20 protein-coding genes are annotated in these 20,404 nt (G+C 59.9%); 10 read left to right on the top strand and 10 right to left on the bottom strand.

Annotated features, from left to right (window positions below; all coding sequences use genetic code 11):
- Positions 1–51 precede the first annotated feature (51 nt).
- From LOY36_RS23385 to LOY36_RS23375, 3 genes are all read right to left on the bottom strand, one after another.
- Positions 52–999, bottom strand: coding sequence for an ornithine cyclodeaminase family protein (locus tag LOY36_RS23385; protein ID WP_258671105.1), 948 nt, complete (start codon positions 997–999; stop codon positions 52–54).
- Between the two features lie 139 nt (positions 1,000–1,138).
- Positions 1,139–2,626, bottom strand: a complete 1,488-nt coding sequence (rhlB, locus tag LOY36_RS23380; protein WP_018927112.1) for an ATP-dependent RNA helicase RhlB — start codon at positions 2,624–2,626, stop codon at positions 1,139–1,141.
- 85 nt (positions 2,627–2,711) lie between these two features.
- Positions 2,712–3,368, bottom strand: a complete 657-nt coding sequence (locus LOY36_RS23375) for an alpha/beta hydrolase (RefSeq protein ID WP_258671104.1) — start codon at positions 3,366–3,368, stop codon at positions 2,712–2,714.
- A gap of 469 nt (positions 3,369–3,837) precedes the next feature.
- Here LOY36_RS23375 and LOY36_RS23370 point away from each other — a divergent pair, with 469 nt between their 5' ends.
- The 6 genes from LOY36_RS23370 to LOY36_RS23345 all read left to right on the top strand — a co-directional run bounded on the left by LOY36_RS23370 (position 3,838) and on the right by LOY36_RS23345 (position 10,118).
- Positions 3,838–4,869 (top strand): amino acid ABC transporter substrate-binding protein, encoded by a 1,032-nt coding sequence (locus LOY36_RS23370; RefSeq protein ID WP_019647733.1) that lies wholly within the window; start codon positions 3,838–3,840, stop codon positions 4,867–4,869.
- A 65-nt stretch (positions 4,870–4,934) separates the two neighbouring features.
- On the top strand, positions 4,935–6,116 hold the full coding sequence (locus LOY36_RS23365) for an amino acid ABC transporter permease (protein ID WP_018927109.1): 1,182 nt from the start codon (positions 4,935–4,937) through the stop codon (positions 6,114–6,116).
- 10 nt (positions 6,117–6,126) lie between these two features.
- Positions 6,127–7,224 (top strand): amino acid ABC transporter permease, encoded by a 1,098-nt coding sequence (locus tag LOY36_RS23360; protein ID WP_018927108.1) that lies wholly within the window; start codon positions 6,127–6,129, stop codon positions 7,222–7,224.
- Positions 7,225–7,235: 11 nt separating this feature from the next.
- A complete protein-coding gene (locus LOY36_RS23355) occupies positions 7,236–8,000 on the top strand; it encodes an amino acid ABC transporter ATP-binding protein (protein ID WP_007936266.1) in 765 nt (254 codons plus the stop codon).
- 152 nt (positions 8,001–8,152) lie between these two features.
- Positions 8,153–8,812: a FadR/GntR family transcriptional regulator gene (locus tag LOY36_RS23350; RefSeq protein WP_258671103.1), complete on the top strand. Its 660-nt coding sequence runs from the start codon at positions 8,153–8,155 to the stop codon at positions 8,810–8,812.
- Positions 8,802–10,118: a CynX/NimT family MFS transporter gene (locus LOY36_RS23345; protein ID WP_258671102.1), complete on the top strand. Its 1,317-nt coding sequence runs from the start codon at positions 8,802–8,804 to the stop codon at positions 10,116–10,118. Before LOY36_RS23350 ends, LOY36_RS23345 begins: the two co-directional genes overlap by 11 nt.
- Here LOY36_RS23345 and LOY36_RS23340 read toward each other — a convergent pair whose 3' ends face one another.
- The 7 genes from LOY36_RS23340 to LOY36_RS23310 form a co-directional block, all read right to left on the bottom strand.
- Positions 10,119–10,769 carry a DUF1120 domain-containing protein gene (locus LOY36_RS23340; RefSeq protein ID WP_258671101.1) on the bottom strand — a complete coding sequence of 217 codons (651 nt, stop codon included), beginning with the start codon at positions 10,767–10,769 and terminating at the stop codon, positions 10,119–10,121.
- 394 nt (positions 10,770–11,163) lie between these two features.
- Entirely contained in the window at positions 11,164–11,505 is a 342-nt protein-coding gene (locus LOY36_RS23335) for a DUF1120 domain-containing protein (RefSeq protein ID WP_258671100.1), read from the bottom strand.
- Between the two features lie 82 nt (positions 11,506–11,587).
- Positions 11,588–12,730, bottom strand: coding sequence for a DUF1120 domain-containing protein (locus LOY36_RS23330; protein WP_258671099.1), 1,143 nt, complete (start codon positions 12,728–12,730; stop codon positions 11,588–11,590).
- A gap of 10 nt (positions 12,731–12,740) precedes the next feature.
- Positions 12,741–15,206: a fimbria/pilus outer membrane usher protein gene (locus tag LOY36_RS23325; RefSeq protein ID WP_258671098.1), complete on the bottom strand. Its 2,466-nt coding sequence runs from the start codon at positions 15,204–15,206 to the stop codon at positions 12,741–12,743.
- A 117-nt stretch (positions 15,207–15,323) separates the two neighbouring features.
- Positions 15,324–16,040: a fimbria/pilus chaperone family protein gene (locus tag LOY36_RS23320; protein WP_258671097.1), complete on the bottom strand. Its 717-nt coding sequence runs from the start codon at positions 16,038–16,040 to the stop codon at positions 15,324–15,326.
- Between the two features lie 49 nt (positions 16,041–16,089).
- Positions 16,090–16,710, bottom strand: a complete 621-nt coding sequence (locus tag LOY36_RS23315) for a DUF1120 domain-containing protein (RefSeq protein ID WP_026345667.1) — start codon at positions 16,708–16,710, stop codon at positions 16,090–16,092.
- A 66-nt stretch (positions 16,711–16,776) separates the two neighbouring features.
- On the bottom strand, positions 16,777–17,406 hold the full coding sequence (locus LOY36_RS23310; protein ID WP_258671096.1) for a DUF1120 domain-containing protein: 630 nt from the start codon (positions 17,404–17,406) through the stop codon (positions 16,777–16,779).
- A gap of 353 nt (positions 17,407–17,759) precedes the next feature.
- On the opposite strand from LOY36_RS23310, the gene LOY36_RS23305 reads away from it, so the two are divergent.
- From LOY36_RS23305 to LOY36_RS23290, 4 genes are all read left to right on the top strand, one after another.
- Positions 17,760–18,392 carry a response regulator transcription factor gene (locus LOY36_RS23305; protein ID WP_026345668.1) on the top strand — a complete coding sequence of 211 codons (633 nt, stop codon included), beginning with the start codon at positions 17,760–17,762 and terminating at the stop codon, positions 18,390–18,392.
- Between the two features lie 102 nt (positions 18,393–18,494).
- Positions 18,495–18,965: a nuclear transport factor 2 family protein gene (locus tag LOY36_RS23300; RefSeq protein ID WP_258671095.1), complete on the top strand. Its 471-nt coding sequence runs from the start codon at positions 18,495–18,497 to the stop codon at positions 18,963–18,965.
- 40 nt (positions 18,966–19,005) lie between these two features.
- Positions 19,006–19,326: a GIY-YIG nuclease family protein gene (locus LOY36_RS23295; protein WP_019647746.1), complete on the top strand. Its 321-nt coding sequence runs from the start codon at positions 19,006–19,008 to the stop codon at positions 19,324–19,326.
- Positions 19,327–19,414: 88 nt separating this feature from the next.
- Positions 19,415–20,350, top strand: coding sequence for a glutathione S-transferase family protein (locus tag LOY36_RS23290; protein ID WP_019647747.1), 936 nt, complete (start codon positions 19,415–19,417; stop codon positions 20,348–20,350).
- The last annotated feature ends 54 nt before the right edge of the window (positions 20,351–20,404 follow it).

The following is a 20,404-nucleotide window of genomic DNA, read 5'->3' as shown; positions in this document are numbered from 1 at the left end:
TCCTGATGGGGCGTAAATGCCATTGTTATCGATGACCCGGAGGGCGTGGTGTTATTGCTGCAAGTGGTAAATGGCATTGGCCAGTGCGATGTCTTCCAGGCCCAGGCCGATGGAGCGGAAAAACACAGGTCGGTCGTAGTCCGGGCGCTGCACTTTTCCGCTGAGCAAGTCGGGCAGGTCGCCGACTATCGAGCGCTTGTCCCAGCCATGCTGTTCACCGGCGATCAGCATTTCGCCGGCCGAGCCCGGGGTGGTCTGGCGATAGTCGCAGAATACCTGCATGTCATTGAGGCTCTGCGGCGGCACTTCATGGGCACGCGGAGCATTGGTGCTGATGGACGTGATCAGTGCCGGTTTGCTCAACATGGACGGGTCGATCACCGGGCCGGCGGACGAAGTACAAAGCATGATCACGTCGGCGTCTTGTATCGCGTTGTCGCAACTGTCGGCGAGGGTCAGTCGTGGATCGAGGCTTTCGAGTTGCGCCAACGCTTCGGTGTTCTTGCCGCGCAGACTCGGCGAATACAGGCTGATGCTTTGCCAGTCTCGCAGGTTCTTCACATAGTGCAGGTGCGCCTGGGCCACCTTGCCGCTGCCGATGATTGCCAGGCGTTGGGCCTTGAGCGGGGCGAGGGCATCGACCGCCACCGCCGTCGTCGCTGCGGTGCGTGCCGTGGTCAGTTCACCGGCATCGCAGAGCAGCAGCGGCTGGCCGGTCTGCATCGACATCAACAGCGTCCAGGCGGTCACCAATGGGCCTTGCTCACGCACGATGTAGGGCGATGTCTTGACGCCATACACGCCGTCTTCAGCCAGCACGCCCAAGTAGTTGATGAAGTCCCCGGCACCTTTCGGGAACTCCACTAACTGCTGCGCCGGTTGCACGGCTTGCCCGGCGGCCAGGTCGCGGAACAGCTTGCGCAGGATCTGCGGCACGTCGACTTGCGCCAGCAGTTCGCGGGCCTGGGGTTGGGTAATCACGTAAGGCGTGCTGGGCATGGTCGGCTCCGGGTGCTGAAAGTAAACTAATTTGTCCATTATGGACTTTTAGTTGTCTCGAGCAAGCTCCTGTTGAAAAAACCGGACGAAAAAAAAGCGCAGTCCGTTTCCGGCTGCGCCTTTTATTCTGCGGCCCGCGTTACGGGCGCTTGCGCTCAACCGCCCGCAGCAGATGCGTCGGTGGCGTTTCACAACTGATCTTGCGACCCAGCAGCGCCTCGATGGACGGTAGCTGGTAGGAATCGTCTTCACCGGCAAAGCTGATGGACACGCCATCGGCGCCGGCACGACCGGTACGACCGATGCGATGCACGTAGTCGTCCGGGACTTCCGGCAGGGTGAAGTTGATCACGTGGCTGATGCCGTCGATGTGAATGCCGCGACCGGCCACATCGGTGGCGACCAGCACGCGGATCTTGCCTTCGCGGAAACCTTCCAGGGTCTTGATGCGCTTGTGCTGCGGCACATCGCCAGACAGTTGCGCCGCGTTGACGCCATCGCGCACCAGGCGTTCTTCGATGCGCCGCACTTCGTCCTTGCGGTTGGCGAAGACCATCACCCGTTCCCAGCCGTTATCGTTGACCAGGTTATAGAGCAGTTTGTATTTGTCGGCGCCGGCCACCGCGTAGATGTGTTGCTCGACGTTTTCGCTGGCCACGTTCTGCGCTTCGATCTCGACGATCGACGGGTCGGTGGTCCATTGCTTGGCCAGGTTCATCACGTCGTCGGTGAAGGTTGCGGAGAACAGCAGCGTCTGACGCTCGTTCTTCGGTGGAGTCTGGCGAATGATCTGACGCACTTGCGGGATGAAACCCATGTCGAGCATCCGGTCGGCTTCGTCCAGCACCATGACTTCGACCATGTCCAGGTGCACGTCGCCGCGCTGGTTGAAGTCGAGCAAGCGGCCCGGAGTGGCCACGAGGATGTCGCAGTGACGGGCTTCGAGGTGCTTGAGCTGCTTGTCGAAGTCCATGCCGCCGACAAACGTCATGACGTTGAGGCCGGTGTACTTGGTCAGGTCGGCCGCGTCCTTGGCGATTTGCACTACCAGTTCCCGGGTCGGGGCGATGATCAGTGCTCGCGGTTCACCCATGTAGCGTTCTTTGGGCGGCGGGGTTTGCAGCAGCTGCGTGATGATCGAAATCAGGAACGCGGCGGTCTTGCCGGTACCGGTCTGGGCACGACCGATGGCGTCTTTGCCCGCGAGGGTGAAGCCAAGCACCTGTGCCTGGATCGGCGTGCAATAGGGAAAGCCCAGGTCCTGAATGGCGTGCATCAGCTCGGGGGCGAGTTTGAAATCGTGGAAGCGGGTTTTGCCTTCCTGGGGTTCGACGACGAAGTCTTCGAGTTTCCAGGGGATGACCGGCGCCTTTGGCTTCGGTTCGCGGCGTGGTTTTGCCGGTTTCGGGGCTTCGCTGCGCGGCTGTTCAGAGGCAATGGCCGGAGCAGAGGGGGCGGTCGGTGTGGTCACCGGCTCGTGTTTCGGTGCCGCTACGGTTGCGGTCCGGCCAGGCTGATTACCGTCGGTACGGTGGCTGGGGGTATGAGAAGGAGCGCTGGAGCCTGGCGCGAGCTGCTCAGCCTCGCTTTTACCGAACATTTTCTTGAGTGCTTTGAGCACGGTCATCTCATCAATTGGTTAAGGAATGTACGCCGGCCAGTGTAATGCAAGAATCGGGCGCGGCGTAGTGCGATGGATCAAAGGGTAGCTTTTAGCGCAAACGCTCGGCGAGCCAGACGCCGATGTCGCGAATTTCTTCGGGTAACACTTCGTGGCCCATTGGGTATTCCTGCCATGTCACGGTGACACCATGCTGCTTTAAATACTCGTAGGCGGTCCGGCCCATGGAGTTTTGCACGACGTCATCATACTGACCATGCAACGACAGCACGGGAATGCGCTGCTGGCTAGCGGAAAGCTCCAGTTCATCGCTGAATGTCGGGGCATAAGTCGAGAGCGCAAGCACGCCGCCCAGCGCTCCCTGCCATTTCAGGAAGGCTGTGTGCAAAACCACGGCGCCGCCCTGGGAAAAACCGGCGAGAAAGATCCGCGAGGCGTCTATTCCGCTGGCCTTCTGCACTTCAATCAAATCCACGACCCGTTGCGCGGACTCCTCCAACTGCTCGCGGCTGATGGCGCGTGCCGGGCTCATGGCCAATATGTCGTACCAGCTTGGCATCTCGTAGCCACCATTAATGGTGACGGCGCGAGTCGGGGCCTGGGGCAAAACGAAACGGGTAGTGAGCAGGTTTTCCTGTAGCGCTTCAGCTACCGGCAAAAAATCGTAGCGGTCGGCACCCAGCCCGTGCAGCCAGATTACGCAGGCGTCTGCGGGCTTGACGGGTTGAAGAATCAGGGGCTCGGTCATGTCTGCTCCATTGTTGTGCGTGCGCTCTCATTGTGTGCGAGGTTCGAGTGCGCAACCGGTTTATCAGTTAAGAAGATGTCGCAAGGTTGAAAGTTTTGCTATTGACCTGTCGCTGAATCGCTTTAGTGAGCGGTCTGGTACGAGCTTTGCTATGGGGAACCCTGTGCAACCAATCTCATGCCTGGCGGTAACACTATCAGTGTATGGCTGGTCGTGGGATAGCAAAGAATCCGGTGATGGATGTTCGCCAGTGGCCGCTACGGGCTTCGCGAACGTGAAAGGGCTACAGCCCGTTCGGCCGATTGGTGAGAAGTGAGTTGTCCATAATGTGGATTTTCTCCTACTAGACTCATAGCGACGGTCCTTACGTCGGTTGACCCTAAAAAAAGCCAACAAGGGTCAGCAACGCCTCAAAAGGGTGCGACAGGGCTCAAGCTCCGACACAACAAGAGCAAAACTGGAGGTTTGAATGAAGATGTTGAAATCCACCCTGGCCATCGTGACTGCAGCTGCAGTGCTCGGTGTCAGTGGGTTCGCTCAGGCGGGTGCAACCCTGGATGCAGTGCAGAAGAAAGGTTTTGTACAGTGCGGTGTGAGCGATGGTTTGCCGGGTTTCTCGGTTCCGGACTCTACCGGCAAGATCGTTGGCATCGATGCTGACTTCTGCCGTGCTGTCGCTGCTGCAGTGTTTGGTGATGCGACCAAGGTCAAATTCAGCCAGTTGAATGCCAAGGAGCGTTTCACTGCTCTGCAATCCGGCGAAATCGACATGCTGTCGCGCAACTCCACCATGACCAGTTCCCGTGACGCGGGCATGGGCCTGAAGTTTCCTGGCTTCATTACCTATTACGACGGCGTAGGCTTCCTGGCCAACAGCAAGCTGGGCGTGAAAAGTGCCAAGGAGCTGGACGGCGCGACCATCTGTATTCAAGCCGGTACCACCACCGAGCTGAACGTGTCCGACTACTTCCGCGCCAACGGCCTGAAGTACACCCCGATCACCTTCGACACTTCCGATGAAAGCGCCAAGTCGCTGGAATCCGGTCGTTGCGACGTGCTGACCTCCGACAAGTCCCAGTTGTATGCACAGCGCAGCAAACTGGCCTCGCCGAAAGATTACATCGTGCTGCCTGAAACCATCTCCAAAGAGCCTTTGGGGCCGGTCGTGCGTAACGGCGACGATGAGTGGCTGGCAATCGTTCGTTGGGTTGGCTACGCGATGCTCAACGCCGAAGAGGCCGGTATCTCTTCGAAAAACGTCGAGGCAGAAGCCAAGTCGACCAAGAACCCGGACGTTGCTCGTCTGCTGGGCGCCGACGGTGAGTACGGCAAGGATCTGAAGCTGCCGAAAGACTGGGTGGTGAAAATCGTCAAGCAAGTCGGTAACTACGGCGAAGTCTTTGAGAAAAACCTCGGCAAGGGCACTCCGCTGGAAATCGACCGTGGCTTGAACGCCCTGTGGACCAACGGCGGCATTCAATACGCACCACCAGTGCGCTGATGGTTCTATCACCCGGTGGGCCAACCACCGGGTGATGTTCTGTTCCATTATTTCCGGGGCACTTCATGCAAAATTCAATCGGCGCACCAAAGCAGAGGTTCAGCCTCAGCGATCCGCGAGTGCGTGCGTGGCTGTTTCAGATCATTACGGTTCTCGCCGTGGTCGGGATGGGTTGGTACCTGTTCGACAACACTCAAACCAACCTGCAACACCGGGGCATTACCTCCGGTTTTAGTTTTCTTGAGCGCAGCGCCGGTTTCGGCATCGCTCAGCACCTGATCGACTACACCGAATCGGACAGTTATGCCCGGGTGTTTGTCATCGGCCTGCTCAACACCTTGCTGGTGACGTTCATCGGCGTGATCCTGGCGACGATCCTCGGTTTCATCGTCGGTGTGGCACGGCTGTCGAAGAACTGGATCATTGCCAAGATGGCGACGGTTTATGTCGAGGTCTTCCGTAACATTCCGCCGTTGCTGCAAATCTTGTTCTGGTACTTCGCGGTGTTCCTCACCATGCCAGGGCCGCGCAATAGCCATAACTTCGGCGACACCTTCTTCGTCAGCAGCCGCGGCCTGAACATGCCGGCAGCGTTGATAGCGAACGGTTTCTGGCCGTTTGTGGCGAGTATCGTCGTGGCCATTGTCGCGATCGTGCTGATGTGCCGCTGGGCCAACAAGCGTTTCGAAGAGACCGGCGTACCGTTCCACAAATTCTGGGTAGGCCTGGCGATGTTCCTGGTGATCCCTGCGTTGTGCGCATTGATCTTCGGCGCGCCGCTGCATTGGGAAATGCCACAGTTGCAAGGTTTCAACTTTGTAGGCGGCTGGGTGCTGATCCCTGAACTGCTGGCACTGACCCTGGCCCTGACGGTGTACACCGCGGCGTTCATCGCCGAAATCGTGCGTTCGGGCATCAAGTCGGTCAGCCACGGCCAGACCGAAGCGGCTCACTCGCTGGGGCTGCGCAACGGTCCGACCCTGCGCAAGGTGATCATCCCGCAAGCCCTGCGCGTGATCATTCCGCCGCTGACCAGCCAATACCTGAACCTGGCGAAAAACTCCTCGCTGGCGGCCGGTATCGGTTATCCGGAGATGGTGTCGTTGTTTGCCGGTACGGTGCTGAACCAGACCGGACAGGCGATCGAAGTCATTGCCATCACCATGAGCGTGTACCTGGCGATCAGTATCAGCATTTCCCTGCTGATGAACTGGTACAACAAGCGCATTGCGCTGATCGAGCGGTAAGGAAGAGCGCATGACGACTCATACTTTCAAACCCGACATGCCTCCACCGAGCAGCAGCATCGGTGTCGTGGCGTGGATGCGGGCGCACATGTTTTCCAGCTGGATCAACACCCTGCTGACGCTGTTCGCGTTCTATCTGATTTACCTGATAGTTCCGCCTCTCGTGAGCTGGGCGATCCTCGACGCCAATTGGGTCGGCACCACCCGCGCCGATTGCACCAAGGCCGGCGCCTGCTGGGTGTTCATTGAGCAGCGCTTCGGCCAGTTCATGTATGGCTACTACCCGGTGGACTTGCGCTGGCGCGTGGACCTGACCGTGTGGTTGGCGGTGATTGGCGTAGCGCCGTTGTTCATTGCACGTGTTCCGCACAAGGCAATCTACGGCCTGAGCTTTCTGGTGCTCTATCCGATCATTGCCTACCTCCTGCTGCACGGTGGCGTATTCGGTCTGAGCCAGGTGGCGACCAGCCAGTGGGGCGGCCTGATGCTGACCCTGGTGATCGCTACCGTCGGTATCGTCGGCGCACTGCCGCTGGGTATCGTGCTGGCCCTGGGCCGTCGTTCGAACATGCCGGCGATTCGGGTGGTCTGCGTGACCTTCATCGAGTTCTGGCGCGGTGTGCCGTTGATCACGGTGCTGTTCATGTCGTCGGTGATGTTGCCGTTGTTCCTGCCCGAAGGCATGAACTTCGACAAATTGCTGCGGGCGTTGATCGGCGTGATCCTGTTCCAGTCGGCGTACATCGCCGAGGTGGTGCGTGGCGGTCTGCAAGCGATCCCTAAAGGTCAGTACGAAGCGGCTGCGGCGATGGGCCTCGGTTACTGGCGCAGCATGGGCCTGGTGATTTTGCCGCAAGCCCTGAAGCTGGTAATTCCTGGCATCGTCAACACCTTCATTGCGCTGTTCAAGGACACGAGCCTGGTGATCATCATCGGCCTGTTCGACTTGCTCAACAGCGTCAAGCAAGCCGCCGCCGACCCGAAATGGCTGGGCATGGCCACTGAAGGCTATGTGTTCGCGGCCCTGGTGTTCTGGATTTTCTGTTTTGGTATGTCCCGCTATTCCATGCATTTGGAACGCAAGCTGGACACTGGCCACAAGCGTTAGGAGCGTAGTTTATGAGTGAAGCGATCAAACAGCCTGTGAGTCCTCAAGGCATTATTCAGATGCAGGGCGTAAACAAGTGGTACGGCCAGTTCCACGTGTTGAAAGACATCAATCTGAACGTCAAGCAGGGCGAGCGTATCGTGCTGTGCGGTCCGTCGGGTTCCGGCAAATCCACCACCATCCGTTGCCTCAATCGCCTGGAAGAACACCAGCAGGGCCGTATCGTGGTCGATGGCGTGGAACTGACCAACGACCTCAAGCAGATCGAAGCGATCCGTCGTGAAGTCGGCATGGTGTTCCAGCACTTCAACCTGTTCCCGCACCTGACCATCCTGCAGAACTGCACCCTGGCGCCGATGTGGGTACGCAAGATGCCCAAGCGCAAGGCCGAAGAAATCGCCATGCATTACCTGGAACGCGTACGCATTCCAGAGCAGGCGCATAAATACCCGGGGCAACTGTCCGGTGGTCAGCAACAGCGCGTGGCGATTGCCCGTGCCCTGTGCATGAAACCGAAAATCATGCTGTTCGACGAACCGACGTCGGCACTCGACCCGGAGATGGTGAAAGAGGTTCTGGACACCATGATCGGCCTGGCCGAAGACGGCATGACCATGCTCTGCGTGACCCACGAAATGGGCTTCGCCCGTACCGTGGCCAACCGCGTGATCTTCATGGACAAGGGTGAAATCGTCGAACAGGCCGCGCCGAACGACTTCTTTGACAACCCGCAGAACGAGCGTACGAAGCTGTTCCTGAGTCAGATTCTGCATTGATCGACGCCAGGCAGTGAAATAAACCCGGACATGGTTCCGGGTTTATTTTTGCCCTCGATTTGTCCCCGCCTCTGTAGAAGGGTTGTCGCCCCGGACGAAGCTGACTAACATGTCAGAAAATTCATCCTATGATTGGATGAAAGGGCGAATCTATGTCAGATATTTCTCCATTAATTAAACGATCCTTGGTTGATCAGGCCCTGGACCAGTTGCGCCTGCGCATTAATCAAGGTGTCTGGACGGTCGGCCAGCGTTTGCCCACCGAGCCGGAATTGGCGACTGAGCTGGGCATCAGTCGCAACACCGTGCGCGAAGCCATGCGCGTGTTGGCGTTTTCCGGGTTGATCGAGATCCGCCAGGGCGACGGTAGTTATCTGCGGGCGGTAGTCGATCCTTTGGATACGATGAAGGCGCTGTCCCGCTGCTCTCAGGAGCAGGCTCGGGAAACCCGGCACATTCTGGAAGTCGAAGCCATCGGTCTGGCTGCGTTACGCCGTACTGAAGAAGACCTGGTGGCGTTGCGCGAGGCGCTGGGCGTCAGCGGCAGTCACTACCACGGCGATCTCGACACCTACATCGCCTGCGACCTGGTGTTTCACCGTCGTCTGGTAGACGCGGCGCACAACCCGACTCTCAGTGAGCTGTATCGCTACTTCTCCAGCATCGTCGGCGCACAGTTGCGTCAGACCCTGAACATCACCCCCCGACGCCAGGCGGTGTTCGACCTGCATATCGAACTGCTCGATGCCGTCGAACAACGTGATCCGGAGCGGGCCAAAGCCCTGACGAGACAGTTGATCAATGAACCTTGAAACCGAGAACCCGATGTCCAGTCAGCAGGCCAGCCACAGCCGCATCACTGAGCTCAAGCGTACGGCGGAGCTCGAAGAGCTGTTGATCGACGCCGAGGCCGATGATGCAGAGGTTCAGCAAAGTCACCCACTCCTGCGGCGACCGTGGCTGTTGCTGCTAGGCCTGATTCTGGTGGCGCTGAACCTGCGTCCGGCGCTGTCGAGCATGGCGCCGATGCTCAGCGAGGTCTCGAAAACACTGGGGCTATCGGCTGCCCAGGCCGGTTTGCTGACCACCTTGCCGGTACTTTGCCTCGGTCTGTTCGCGCCGTTGGCGCCGGTGCTGGCGCGACGTTTTGGTGCCGAGCGGGTGGTATTGGGGATTCTCCTGATGCTGGCTGGCGGGATCATTTTGCGCAGCTCGTTCGGCGAGGTCGGCCTGTTCGCCGGCAGCGTGCTGGCCGGCGCCAGCATCGGGGTGATCGGCGTGCTGCTGCCCGGCATCGTCAAGCGCGACTTCCCGAAACAGGCCGGCACCATGACCGGCGTCTACACCATGGCGCTGTGCCTGGGCGCGGCCATGGCGGCTGGCGCGACAGTGCCGTTGAGCGAACACTTCGACAACAGCTGGGCCCTGGGCCTCGGCTTCTGGGTGGTTCCGGCCTTGGTCGCGGCCATGTTCTGGTTGCCGCAAGTCGGTCAGAAACACGGCGCGCACCACGTTGCCTATCGGGTCCGAGGCCTGTTGCGCGATCCGCTGGCCTGGCAAGTGACCTTGTACATGGGCCTGCAATCGTCTCTGGCCTACATCGTATTCGGTTGGCTACCGTCGATTCTGATCGGTCGCGGTTTGACGCCAACCCAGGCCGGTCTGGTGCTGTCGGGTTCGGTGATTGTCCAGTTGATCAGCTCGCTGGCGGCGCCGTGGCTGGCGACCCGTGGCAAGGATCAGCGGCTGGCGATTGTGATCGTCATGGCAATGACCCTCGGCGGCTTGTTCGGTTGCCTTTATGCGCCGATCGACGGCCTGTGGGGCTGGGCAATCCTGCTGGGGTTGGGGCAGGGCGCTACGTTCAGCCTGGCATTGACCCTGATCGTGCTGCGCTCGCGGGATGCTCATGTCGCAGCCAACCTGTCGAGCATGGCCCAGGGCTTCGGCTACACCCTGGCCTCCATGGGCCCGTTCGCGGTCGGTGTGGTGCATGACTGGACCGGCGGCTGGACAGCGCTGGGCTGGATCTTCGGTGTCATCGGCCTCGGCGCGATCATCGCCGGCCTCGGTGCTGGACGTTCGCTATACGTTCAGGTGGTCAGCGAAAAGGTCTGACTATAGGTAAACAACGTCCAGCGTCGCTGAACCGTCGAGTTGCACTTCGGTGCTCAGGTCCAGCTCGGAGGTCGGCGCGATGACCGTTTCGACTGTCACACGACTGGTCAGAGTGCGGATGGCAATCGGGCCGGCGCTGCTGCCTGCGCTGTCGGTAAAGCCAAGATAGCTTTTGGCGCCAATCGGAATGACCTGGCTGTTCGACGAACTCCAGGCTTTGCCGCCCGTGGTGGAGTCGGTTCGATAGACCTGCGTCAGGTCGTCGACCACGGTGCTGGCCGGATCGAAGTTGAGCGAATACAAGCCGATTTTATTGTGGCTGCGGTCGTGGTTCAGGCCGTAGTAAATCTCACTGTTGACGATGGCCGAGCCGTCGCGGTTGTCGTGCATCAGCAGGGCAAAACGCGCGGGCGCGTTGCACTGAATGATGAGGTCGAGCGTCTGGTCTCGCAGTCGCGTGCGTTTGTCGACGCTGAGGTCCTGCCGGGAGATTTTTCCGTAGTCGACGAGACCGCTGTTGGACAGCATCGGCGTGCAAGCGAGTGGGGTGATGGTGCCTTTGACGGTGAGGTCAACCGCAGATGTTGCGAGAGCGTGGGGTGGGGTGTCGATTAGTAGGATTGCGGAGAGGGCTGCGAAGTATTTGTTCATTCATGAAAATCCTTTTCGTGGGTTTGCCGTGTGCCGGTACCGCATCACCGTTGCGCTGTTTATGGTGAGCGGAATCGGTTCTTGCCCGAAGCATGACCTCGGGCAAGGTGCACGGCTTACAGGTACTTCATTTCAAATGTTGCTTAACCGTCGATAGCGACATCGTCGGCTAAGGTGAGGCTGTCGGCCCGGGCAATGAAGGTGTAAATCGTCAGTTCCATGGTGAGGTCTTTCACGGAGATTGGAATGAGAGTGCCGACAGCGCTTGTCGATGTGAGGTTATCCTTAAGGATCTGATAGAAGCGCGTCCAACTCGCGCCGTTATCAATTGATCTGATCGAGTGCACAGGTTGTCCGTCCGCAAGAGCGCTTTGGATCGATGGCGTGAAATAGCCTATTTTTCGTTATTGCTGGTCAAACCCAATCCGAAATACTGGTTGGACGATGATGTTCCGGCTTTATTATCTATACCGTTAAGTGCAAACAGAGTTGACGCATCACACGCGACCGTCAATTGCATCGGATGACTGCCTACTCTCGTGTACTGGGTTGGAAGGAGGTCTGTTGCCTGTACCTTGCCGACGTCGACCATTCCTCCGTCGGACAGCGAAGGTGCACAAGCTTTCGGCGTGATGATACCTGTGACAGTCAGGTCAGTGCTCGAAGCCGCCATTGCATAAGGCGCAACGCCGATCAACGCGGTGGCGGAAAGTGCTGCAAAGTACTTTTTAATCATTGTTTACTCACTTCTAAGGTTGTGTCCTGACTGCCCCGAACCGCTCAAGTGCACCCCGGATCCAGCAGGATCGGGTTGGGTATTACAGGTAAATAATCTCGATCGTCCCCGCGCCATCGAGCTCGATGGCGGTGCTCAGGTCGAGGTTGTTGGTGGGGGCGATAACGGCGTCGACGGTCACCGTGGTGCTGAGGTTCTGGATCAGCGCCGGGCCGACGCTGCTGCCGGCGCTGTCGGTGAACGCCAGGTAACGGGTCTGGCCTATGGGGATCGGGTGGGCGCTGCCGATGCTCCAGGCTGTGCCGGCGGTGGAGGAGTCAGTTCGATAGAGGCGGGCGAAGCCGTCGGCATTGGCGTCGGCCGGATTCACATTCAGTGAGTACTGGCCAATCTTGTTGCCGCGGCTGTCCTTGCCCAGCCCGTAGTCAATCTCGCTGTCGACTGTCGCCGAGCCGGCGCGGTTGTCATGCATGATCAAGGCGAAGGACGCCGGCGCGTCGCAGCCGACCATCAACGTCAACGATTTGGGTGGCAGGCGTGTGTTCTTGTCTGCGTTGAGGTTTTTTTTCGACAGTGTGCCGAAGTCGACCACACCACCGTTGGACAGCACCGGCTCACAGGCCGCCGGGGCGAAGCGGGCGCGCAAGGTCGCCTCGCGGGTGCGTCCTGCGCCGATGGCGTCGAACACCCCGAAGGCTTCCCAGGTCACAGCGTCACGCACCTGCATCCCTTGCTCTTGAACCCAGGCGGTCAACTCAAGTTGCGCCGAGAAACTGCGGCCCTGTACCGGCACACCGGCCCGCACCGGCACGACCCCGTGCTCCGGTCGCCAGATCAGGTTCGATGCCGTTACGGCCGGCGGCTGACTGGTCCCGGCAATCAATCCGATCTCCACCGATTGGCCGTCGAGCACGGCGTCTCGAATACGCAGCTGATAGCTGCCGCGTTCGGCAAAGTGAAAGCGGTCGGCGGTCGCGGCCATGGCCCGGTAAAACAGGCTCATGTCGATGGGCTGCGAACAGCTCAACGTCAGGCTGAGCTGGCGCTCGCCGAGGTGTCGTTCCGGTGCGGCATCGGGGCGGATCGCCCGGTTCATCAACCCGTAATCGAGCACCAGCTGGCTCAGGTTGAACTGGCAGTCGTCAGTGGACGCCGAGGCCAGTGGCGTGAATCCGCTCAGTGCCAGTGGCGCGAGGGTCAAAAGCAGATAGCGCGACAGGTTCATAAAGTCATCCTCAGAGGGCTCGGCACTTGGCGGGGGCGGTTTCGTAGTACGCGTGGGTGTCCGCGTCGGCGGGCAGTTTGAAGCGCAGCTCGCAGCGCTCCAGCCCCGGTGCGGTGATCCACAGCGCGCGGCGGTCGAGTACGTTGGGCAGAAACACCAATCCACCGTCCTGCACCAGGGTCACGAACTGGCCATCCTCGGTGTTCACGGCGGCACCACGCGGCAGGGGCGCGCCGTTGGCGGTGGTAGCCTTGAGCAAGGCTCGACGGGTCACCGTGACGCTGAATTCAACGTTGTCGACCGCACCGCGACCGGCCGAAATCACCGCCAACCCGTTGTGAATGTCGGCGTTGCGCGGCAAGGTTTTGGTGTCGACTTCCACCGGGCTGTTGCCGTATGCCGCCACCTGCGGGATCACCGCCTGACCTTGCCAGTCGGTCCACACCGGACCGCTGGGCGTCGACACTTTGATGGAACCCATGTCGCCCACCGATAGCAGCGCAAAGGTGTCGCTCACCGGGTACGGCGACAGCGTCAAGCCACCGCCGTGGAGCACGGCGCCGCCACGGGCGCTGGCCTGATAGCTGGAGCGTTCGGCGTCGGCGCGGGTGTAGTTGAGGTCCAGTTGGGTGTAGCGCGGCAGCAGCGAAACGCCGGCCGTGGACTGCACCTGTTTGTCGCGCGTGTCGTGTTCGACGCCGACCCTGTATGCCAGTTGATCGTTGATTTGTTCACTCAGGCCGACGCCGCTGCGGTATTCGCCGGCGGAACTGCGCACCCAGGTGCGCGCCCGTCGGTTCTCGCCCAATGGAATGCTGAGGTTCAGGTAAACGCTGTCATCGTTGCGGTTCGCGCCACTGACCTGCCATTCGGCGGTCGCCGAGACCGACACACCGCCGAGGCTGGTCCCCCAGGAGGCGAGGGCGCGGCTGCTGCTTTGGCCATCGAACGAGCTGGACCGACTGAAGCCGCTGCTGAAGGCGCCGAGCCATGGATGCGACCACGACAGGGCCGCGCTTTGCTGATCGCGGTAACGGGACTTGCTGTTGTCGGAAGAAGTGGCGAACACCGCCTCTTCCAGTTCCCGGTAGCCCAGAGTTCGATAAGAGCTGCCGGCATTGAGCGCCCACTGCTCGCTCAACCGGTGCGAGAGGCTCAGGTCAGACTGAAGTCCCTGACTGGCTTGTTTGCCACCAGTGTCTGCGCCGGTCAGTGTGGCTTGCACCTGGGTGGCGGGTGAGGGCAACAGGCCGACGCTGGCGCCCGTCGCTCGATAGTCGGCGGCGCCGGTCAGACCGGCACTCACCAACACTTGCTGGGTGAGCGCACCGCTCCAGCCGCCGCTGATCACCCAGGGATCGCCACCCTGCGCGTCACCGACACTGCGCACCTGGCCGGCACCGAACGAGTAACCGGGCGCTGGCAAAGTGACCCCCAGCATCGCGGCGGGAACGGTAAAGCTGCGCTCGCTGCCATCGGCCTCCTTGATCGTGACCTCAACGTCGGAGCGCGTGTTGAGCCGCCGCACGTTGGTGAGCGCGAACGGGCCGGCGGGCACCACCGTGGAATGGATCAGCGAACCGTTCTGGCGGACCTCGACCTGTGCCTGACTGTTGGCAATTCCTTCGATGACCGCGCTTTGCCCTTCGACCTGCAGTGCTTGCTCGTTCAGCACTTGCACGCCGGTGATCTGCGCACCGGCAAGCACCGGGTTGTAGAGGTTGATCTGACCCGCCTGCAGCACCGCTTCCTGACGGGCGAAGGTGCGCTGGGCGTAGGCCGCAATGTGCGTTATGCGGGAGATGTCGTCCTGCCAGGTCTGTACCTGACGGCTGCGCACGATCCAGTCACCGGCATTGAATCCGAGTTCGGTGTTGGCCGAGGCGTAGCGGCTCGAATTGTCGCCTGAACGACTGTGCAAACCGGTGACATCGTAGTTGAGCAAGCCGGCAATACCACCGGTCTGGTAGCCGGAAAAATCCCGGGCAATGGGGCGTATCGCATCGTTGGGCACGATCAACGACAGGGCAAGGCTCGCGGGGTCCGGTTCGATGGCGGTCTGCGGCGCGGTGCCAAGAAAATCGTGGCACTGGCCATCCTCCAGCGTAAGAACGGGTACCTTCAGGTTCGCCGCATCGAGCAGTGCGCGATCGAAGCACAACGCTCCTTCGTGATCGAACGTGACGTTGACCCGGCCCTGGCGCTGGCCGTTGACGCTGAGCGTGACCGGGTGCTGGCCGGCCGTGAACCGCGGTGCCTGCATCAGCAACGTCGCCAGCGCCGGATCAATGCCTCGCTGCAGCAACGTGTCCTTGTCGAACGACGCCGGCAACGACACCTCTGCGTGGGCGTCGAGCATCATCAGCGCGTTGCTCAGTAGCAACGCCACCGTGGTTCGCCGCCATGGATGAGGGCGAGCGCCGACCCGAATCACGGGCACGGCTTCGCCATCACGGTAAATCGATACTGTGGTCATCAGGTTCACTTGGGTTATTGCGGCGTGCGGTTACAGGCACTCCTGTGGCAACGGCCAGACGGCCGTCGCCTTGAAACATTGGCGCTCATCGTTCCTGAATGACGCCGTCAGGGTGGTTCAGGACTGGATAGGCGCCTCGTAATGCGGCACCGCAAAGCCGTAGACCGTCGCCGGTTGAAAACGCACCTGCGTGGCGGCGCCTTCGGGTACCTTGATGCTGATGTGCTCACCGGGTAGCACGTAGGTTTTCGGCAACATCGCGTTGCCCGCCGCCGGCAGCAATTGCACTTCCTGGCCCAGACGGACCACGTAAGGCGTGTCGTTGCGCACGGTCAATTGACCGTCTTTGAGCGACCATTGCAGGTCGGTCCACGGCGTGCGATTGGGCGCCAGGCCCTTGGGGTGCAGGATCACCGGCAAGTTCTGGCGCACCGTCACGCCGACCCGTGCCTGCCCCGCCTCGGCGGGGGCTTTGCCTTGGGGGATGCCTTCAAAGATCACCCGTTTCAAACGCTGGGTGAGCAGGGGTTTTTCCGATTGCAGAATGAACCGCACCAATTGGGTTTTGCCCGCTTCGACACGCGCCAGCGGTGGCGTCACGAACACCAGCGATTCGCTGTCCTCGGCAATGTCTTCGAGGGTGACGTGCATCAACGCCAGGTTGGCATCGGTGTTGGTCACCGACACGGACGCTTCGCCGTCGGCCTCGTTGACGATGACCACAGAAGTGTTCGGCACCATGCCGTCGGCCTGAGCCAGTGCGCTCAGCAACAGGGCGAATGCACCGATGCCGGAATGGAACAGATGACGGGTGACACTGGAAAACATCGTCATGACGTGTCTCGTTGAATGTTCGAAAAAAAGGAGCTGGAGCCCCGGCAGATCAATAGTTCAGCTGCACGGTGACATGCCCGTCGATGGGGATTTCGTCGGTCAGCGTCAGGTCGTTCGCGCGAACGATGGTGGTAAACGCCGTGAGCCGCGCGCGCAAATCCTTGATGGCGATGGGTGTGCTCAGGTCGGTCAATGCCGCGAACGCAGTCAGGCCGGCGTGCCCCAGGTAGGAGGACACTCGCCAGGAGGCACCGCCGTTGCGGGAGATGATGGTTTTCACCGCAACCCCATCGGCCACCGTATCGAACAGGCCGAAAGCGACACTGCCCAGATTCTGGTCGTCGTTGACGACGCCTAGCCCGTGACTATTGGGGTGGATGGCGGAAGAACCTTCGCGGTTGTCGATCGTGGTCAGGGTAAACGGCGTGGTGGCATCGCAATTCACCTCCAGGTACAACGTGCCCCTTTTCAGGGCTGTGGGCTGGTCCGGCTTTAAATCTTTCACTGTGACTTTGCCGTGGTCGACAATGCCGCCGCCGGACAGGCTGGGTGTGCAGGCGCTGGGTGTGATCAGGCCGGTGACGCGCAGGTCGGCACTGCTGGCGGCTAAGGCCACGGGGGCGCAGGCGATTACCAGAGGAGTCAATAGAGCAAGGGAGCATCTGTCCATGATGGGTCGTCCTTTGAGTGAGCGGGCAGCGCCGTGTACCAGGTGTTGCCCGTTGACGAGGGAGGGTTACAGGTACTTGATCTGGAGCGTTGCGGAGCCATCGAGTGTGACTTCGTCAGTGAGGGTCAGGCTGTTGGTGGGGGCGATGCCGGTACGCACATAGAGATCAAGGCTCAGGTCCTTCATCGCGATTGGCGCAATGACGGGCCCCAGGGCTCCGACACTCCAGATGTTATTGACCCCCCAGAATGCTGTGGACCCTTCCTTCAGCCAGGTCTCGCCGCCATCAGTGGAGAGAATGGCTTGAGCGTGGGTGGCGTCCGCCATCACATTGCGCGGAACAACGCGAAAGTGGCCCAGCTTTTCGTTGGTGTTGATCAGTCCCAGGCCAAAGTAAGCACCCGAAGTGCCTGTGCCTGCACGGTTATCAATCGGGTTGATGGCAAACGGCGTCGCGGCATCGCAGCTCACTGTCATTTGCATGATGATTTCAGACAAGTAAGTGGTTTTGTCGGGATGGAGGTCTTGTACGGAAAACTTGCCGTGATCGGCGATGCCGCCCCCGGCCAATACGGGTGTGCATGCATTCGGCGTGATCAGACCCTTCACGGTCAGGTCCGTGCTGGAGGCGGCAATAACGGACGATGCGCCGGTGAGCAGCAAAGCAGCCGCGAGGAGGGATACATTCTTGTTCATGTGTCGGTTCTTCTTTGATGAAAGATTGTTGGGGAGTTGCCCTGTGCGGACAGGGCGCAATCTATCGATCGGGGTAGCCGGGCGGAATGCAACTAATACGAAAAAGGGTGGCCGCGTGTATGAAAGTTCATGGAGGGCTACAGATCTCATTTTCTGAAGTGTTGTCTGTAGTCTTTTGGTGTGAGCTACGTAGCTTTAAAACGTAGGGCGGTTCCTTTTGTTTTATCAGAGAAAGGACAGAGTCCCGGATACGTTGGGGCAGGTGGTTATGCGGTCGGGATTGGTCGTTGTGGTTGGAATAGGACGGCGTTATTTTTCGCGTATTCCAGTCGCCAAACAGGATAAATCCGACAATGCGCGTAATTATTGCTGACGACCATCCTGTTGTCCGCATTGGATTGCGGATGCTCATCGATCTAAGCCGCACATGTGTGGTCGTGGGTGAGGCCGATGGTCCGGACAGCCTGTTGAGCCTTCTCTCAACCACGCCTTGCGATCTGTTGATCACGGACTTTTCCATGCCGGGCAACCAACAGGCCGATGGATTGAAGATGCTGAGCACGGTTCGACGTCACTACGCTTCGACACCGATTATTCTGGTCACGATGTTTGCCAACGTTGCGACGCTGAGAGTGGCGTTCGCTCAAGGCGTGATGGCGATCGTTGCCAAGGATGCCTCAGCGACGGAGCTTCCCCTGGCGATCAAATCGGTGAGCGAAGGGCGGCGTTTCATCAGCGAGTCCTTGCGTACGGCGCTCGCTCAGGCAGACACCACTGCTCAGTCGCATTCCCCTTCGCTGTCGGCCAAAGAACATGAAGTGGTGAGAATGCTCGCCAGCGGCATGACCGTCAGTGAAATCGCCAGCTACTTCAAACGCAGCGTTTCAACGATCAGCAAACAAAAAAGTATGGCCATGCAAAGGCTGGGCATTTCCACGGATGTGGATCTCTTTGCTTATGCTCGTGACAACGGCATGGCGCATTAGGCTTCGGCGCACATCAGGGTATTCCCGTCACGAATGCTGATGGTGTTTCGTCTGTTTGCAGATTATCGTGCTGGCAATCTGCCTATTCTCCGGAGACTGTCCATGAGTGATGCCCACGACGCCTTGATCACCCGCTTCTACCAGGCTTTTCAGCGGCTGGATTCCGAGGCCATGAGCGCCTGCTATACCGACGACGTGGTGTTCAGTGATCCGGCGTTCGGCGAACTGCGCGGGCGCGATGCCGGCGATATGTGGCGCATGCTCACTACCCGCGCCAAGGACTTCTCCCTGACCTTCGATAACGTACGCAGCGATGAGCGCACCGGCGGCGCCCATTGGGTGGCGACGTACCTGTTCAGCCAGACCGGCAATATCGTGGTCAATGACATTCAGGCGCGTTTCGTGTTTCGCGACGGCAAGATCTGCGAGCACCACGACAGTTTTGATCTGTGGCGCTGGTCGCGTCAGGCGCTGGGTTTCAAAGGGCTGCTGTTGGGCTGGACGCCAGTGGTGAGAAACGCCGTGCGTGCTCAGGCCTTGAAGGGCCTGAAGGCATTCCAGGCCAGTCGCTGATAAGATCGCGGCTTGTTTCCTATCAAGCCTTGATCGTCACGTGAGCACTTCGAGCGAATCTTCCGTCATTGCCGCCGAACCGTCGGTGCCCGTCAGCAAACCCTGGTTCGTCTACCTCGTTCGCGCGGCCAATGGTTCGCTCTACTGCGGGATCAGCGACGATCCCGTTCGCCGCTTCGCCACCCACCAAAGTGGCAAAGGTGCGCGCTTCTTCCTGTCCAGCCCGGCCGTGGCGCTGGTCTATACCGAAGCTTGCCGCGACAAAAGCGAAGCGCTGCGTCAGGAGCGCTTAATCAAAAAACTCAAGAAAAGCGCCAAGGAATGTCTGGTGGCGAGTGCGGCCGCGGGCTTATCAATCTGACTGATAAGTGCCCATCAGGCAGATGGGTAGGCTGCCTGCCGATTGCGCGTTAAGCTGCGGGCTCCTTATCCGAGCGGCGGAGCCGAGCATGTCCGAGTTGATTCTGCATCATTACCCGACGTCCCCTTTCGCCGAAAAGGCTCGCTTGCTGCTGGGCTTCAAGGGGTTGTCCTGGCGCTCTGTGATGATCTCGCCGGTGATGCCCAAACCCGATCTGACGGCCCTGACCGGCGGCTACCGCAAGACGCCGGTGTTGCAGATTGGTGCCGATGTCTATTGCGACACCGGGTTGATCGCTCGTCGTCTGGAGCAGGAAAAAGCTTCACCGGCGTTTTTCCCGGAAGGCCAGGAAATGGTCACGGCGACCTTTGCGGCGTGGGCCGATTCGGTGGTGTTCCAGCATGCGGTCAGCCTGGTGTTCCAGCCAGAATCGGTAGCGGTGCGCTTCGGCAAATTGTCGCCGGAAGCGATCAAGGCATTCCTGGCCGATCGCGCCGGTTTGTTCAGCGGTGGCAGTGCCACTCGGTTGTCAGCCGAGCAGGCCCGGCATCAGTGGCCAACGATCATGGCGCGTCTGGAGCAACAGCTTCAGCGCGAGCAGGGGGATTTCCTGTTCGGTGAACCGTCGATTGCCGACTTTGCCCTGGCTCATTCGCTGTGGTTCCTCAAGGCGACGCACGTGACGTCACCGTTGGTGGATGCTTATCCGGCCGTTTTGGCGTGGTTTGGCCGCGTGATGGGTTTTGGTCATGGCGCATTCAGCGAGATGACGGCCGAGCAAGCGCTGGAAATTGCCCGCAATGCCACACCGGCCGCATTGCCGGATGAGCAGTTCGATGAGCCGAACGGCTTTGAGGTCGGCCAGCAGGTGGTGATTGCAGCGACCGATTACGGGGTTGATCCGGTGGCGGGGGAATTGCTGTTTGCCGGCAGCGAGGAATTGATTCTGCGCCGTGAAGACGAGCGGGCCGGTGTGGTGCATGTGCACTTTCCGCGGTTCGGGTTTCGTATCGAAGCGCGTTGATCTGCTCTGAAATGCTTTGGTGACAGAAAACGCAAAAAGATCGCAGCCTTCGGC

The organism is Pseudomonas sp. B21-019 (assembly GCF_024749225.1).
Lineage (GTDB): Bacteria > Pseudomonadota > Gammaproteobacteria > Pseudomonadales > Pseudomonadaceae > Aquipseudomonas.
Note: the sequence above shows the minus strand (reverse complement) of the source record. Positions and strands in the feature narration are given on the sequence as shown.

Excerpts from the sequence above, each read along its gene's own strand:
- LOY36_RS23385 (WP_258671105.1), bottom strand. The coding sequence starts at position 999 with ATGCCCAGCACGCCTTACGTGATTACCCAACCCCAGGCCCGCGAACTG.
- LOY36_RS23305 (WP_026345668.1), top strand. The coding sequence starts at position 17,760 with ATGCGCGTAATTATTGCTGACGACCATCCTGTTGTCCGCATTGGATTG.
- LOY36_RS23355 (WP_007936266.1), top strand. The coding sequence starts at position 7,236 with ATGAGTGAAGCGATCAAACAGCCTGTGAGTCCTCAAGGCATTATTCAG.
- LOY36_RS23360 (WP_018927108.1), top strand. The coding sequence starts at position 6,127 with ATGACGACTCATACTTTCAAACCCGACATGCCTCCACCGAGCAGCAGC.
- LOY36_RS23320 (WP_258671097.1), bottom strand. The coding sequence starts at position 16,040 with ATGACGATGTTTTCCAGTGTCACCCGTCATCTGTTCCATTCCGGCATC.
- LOY36_RS23315 (WP_026345667.1), bottom strand. The coding sequence starts at position 16,710 with ATGGACAGATGCTCCCTTGCTCTATTGACTCCTCTGGTAATCGCCTGC.
- LOY36_RS23335 (WP_258671100.1), bottom strand. The coding sequence starts at position 11,505 with ATGATTAAAAAGTACTTTGCAGCACTTTCCGCCACCGCGTTGATCGGC.
- LOY36_RS23300 (WP_258671095.1), top strand. The coding sequence starts at position 18,495 with ATGAGTGATGCCCACGACGCCTTGATCACCCGCTTCTACCAGGCTTTT.
- LOY36_RS23365 (WP_018927109.1), top strand. The coding sequence starts at position 4,935 with ATGCAAAATTCAATCGGCGCACCAAAGCAGAGGTTCAGCCTCAGCGAT.
- LOY36_RS23370 (WP_019647733.1), top strand. The coding sequence starts at position 3,838 with ATGAAGATGTTGAAATCCACCCTGGCCATCGTGACTGCAGCTGCAGTG.
- LOY36_RS23310 (WP_258671096.1), bottom strand. The coding sequence starts at position 17,406 with ATGAACAAGAATGTATCCCTCCTCGCGGCTGCTTTGCTGCTCACCGGC.
- LOY36_RS23375 (WP_258671104.1), bottom strand. The coding sequence starts at position 3,368 with ATGACCGAGCCCCTGATTCTTCAACCCGTCAAGCCCGCAGACGCCTGC.
- LOY36_RS23290 (WP_019647747.1), top strand. The coding sequence starts at position 19,415 with ATGTCCGAGTTGATTCTGCATCATTACCCGACGTCCCCTTTCGCCGAA.
- LOY36_RS23330 (WP_258671099.1), bottom strand. The coding sequence starts at position 12,730 with ATGAACCTGTCGCGCTATCTGCTTTTGACCCTCGCGCCACTGGCACTG.
- LOY36_RS23325 (WP_258671098.1), bottom strand. The coding sequence starts at position 15,206 with ATGACCACAGTATCGATTTACCGTGATGGCGAAGCCGTGCCCGTGATT.
- LOY36_RS23350 (WP_258671103.1), top strand. The coding sequence starts at position 8,153 with ATGTCAGATATTTCTCCATTAATTAAACGATCCTTGGTTGATCAGGCC.
- LOY36_RS23345 (WP_258671102.1), top strand. The coding sequence starts at position 8,802 with ATGAACCTTGAAACCGAGAACCCGATGTCCAGTCAGCAGGCCAGCCAC.
- LOY36_RS23340 (WP_258671101.1), bottom strand. The coding sequence starts at position 10,769 with ATGAACAAATACTTCGCAGCCCTCTCCGCAATCCTACTAATCGACACC.
- rhlB (WP_018927112.1), bottom strand. The coding sequence starts at position 2,626 with ATGACCGTGCTCAAAGCACTCAAGAAAATGTTCGGTAAAAGCGAGGCT.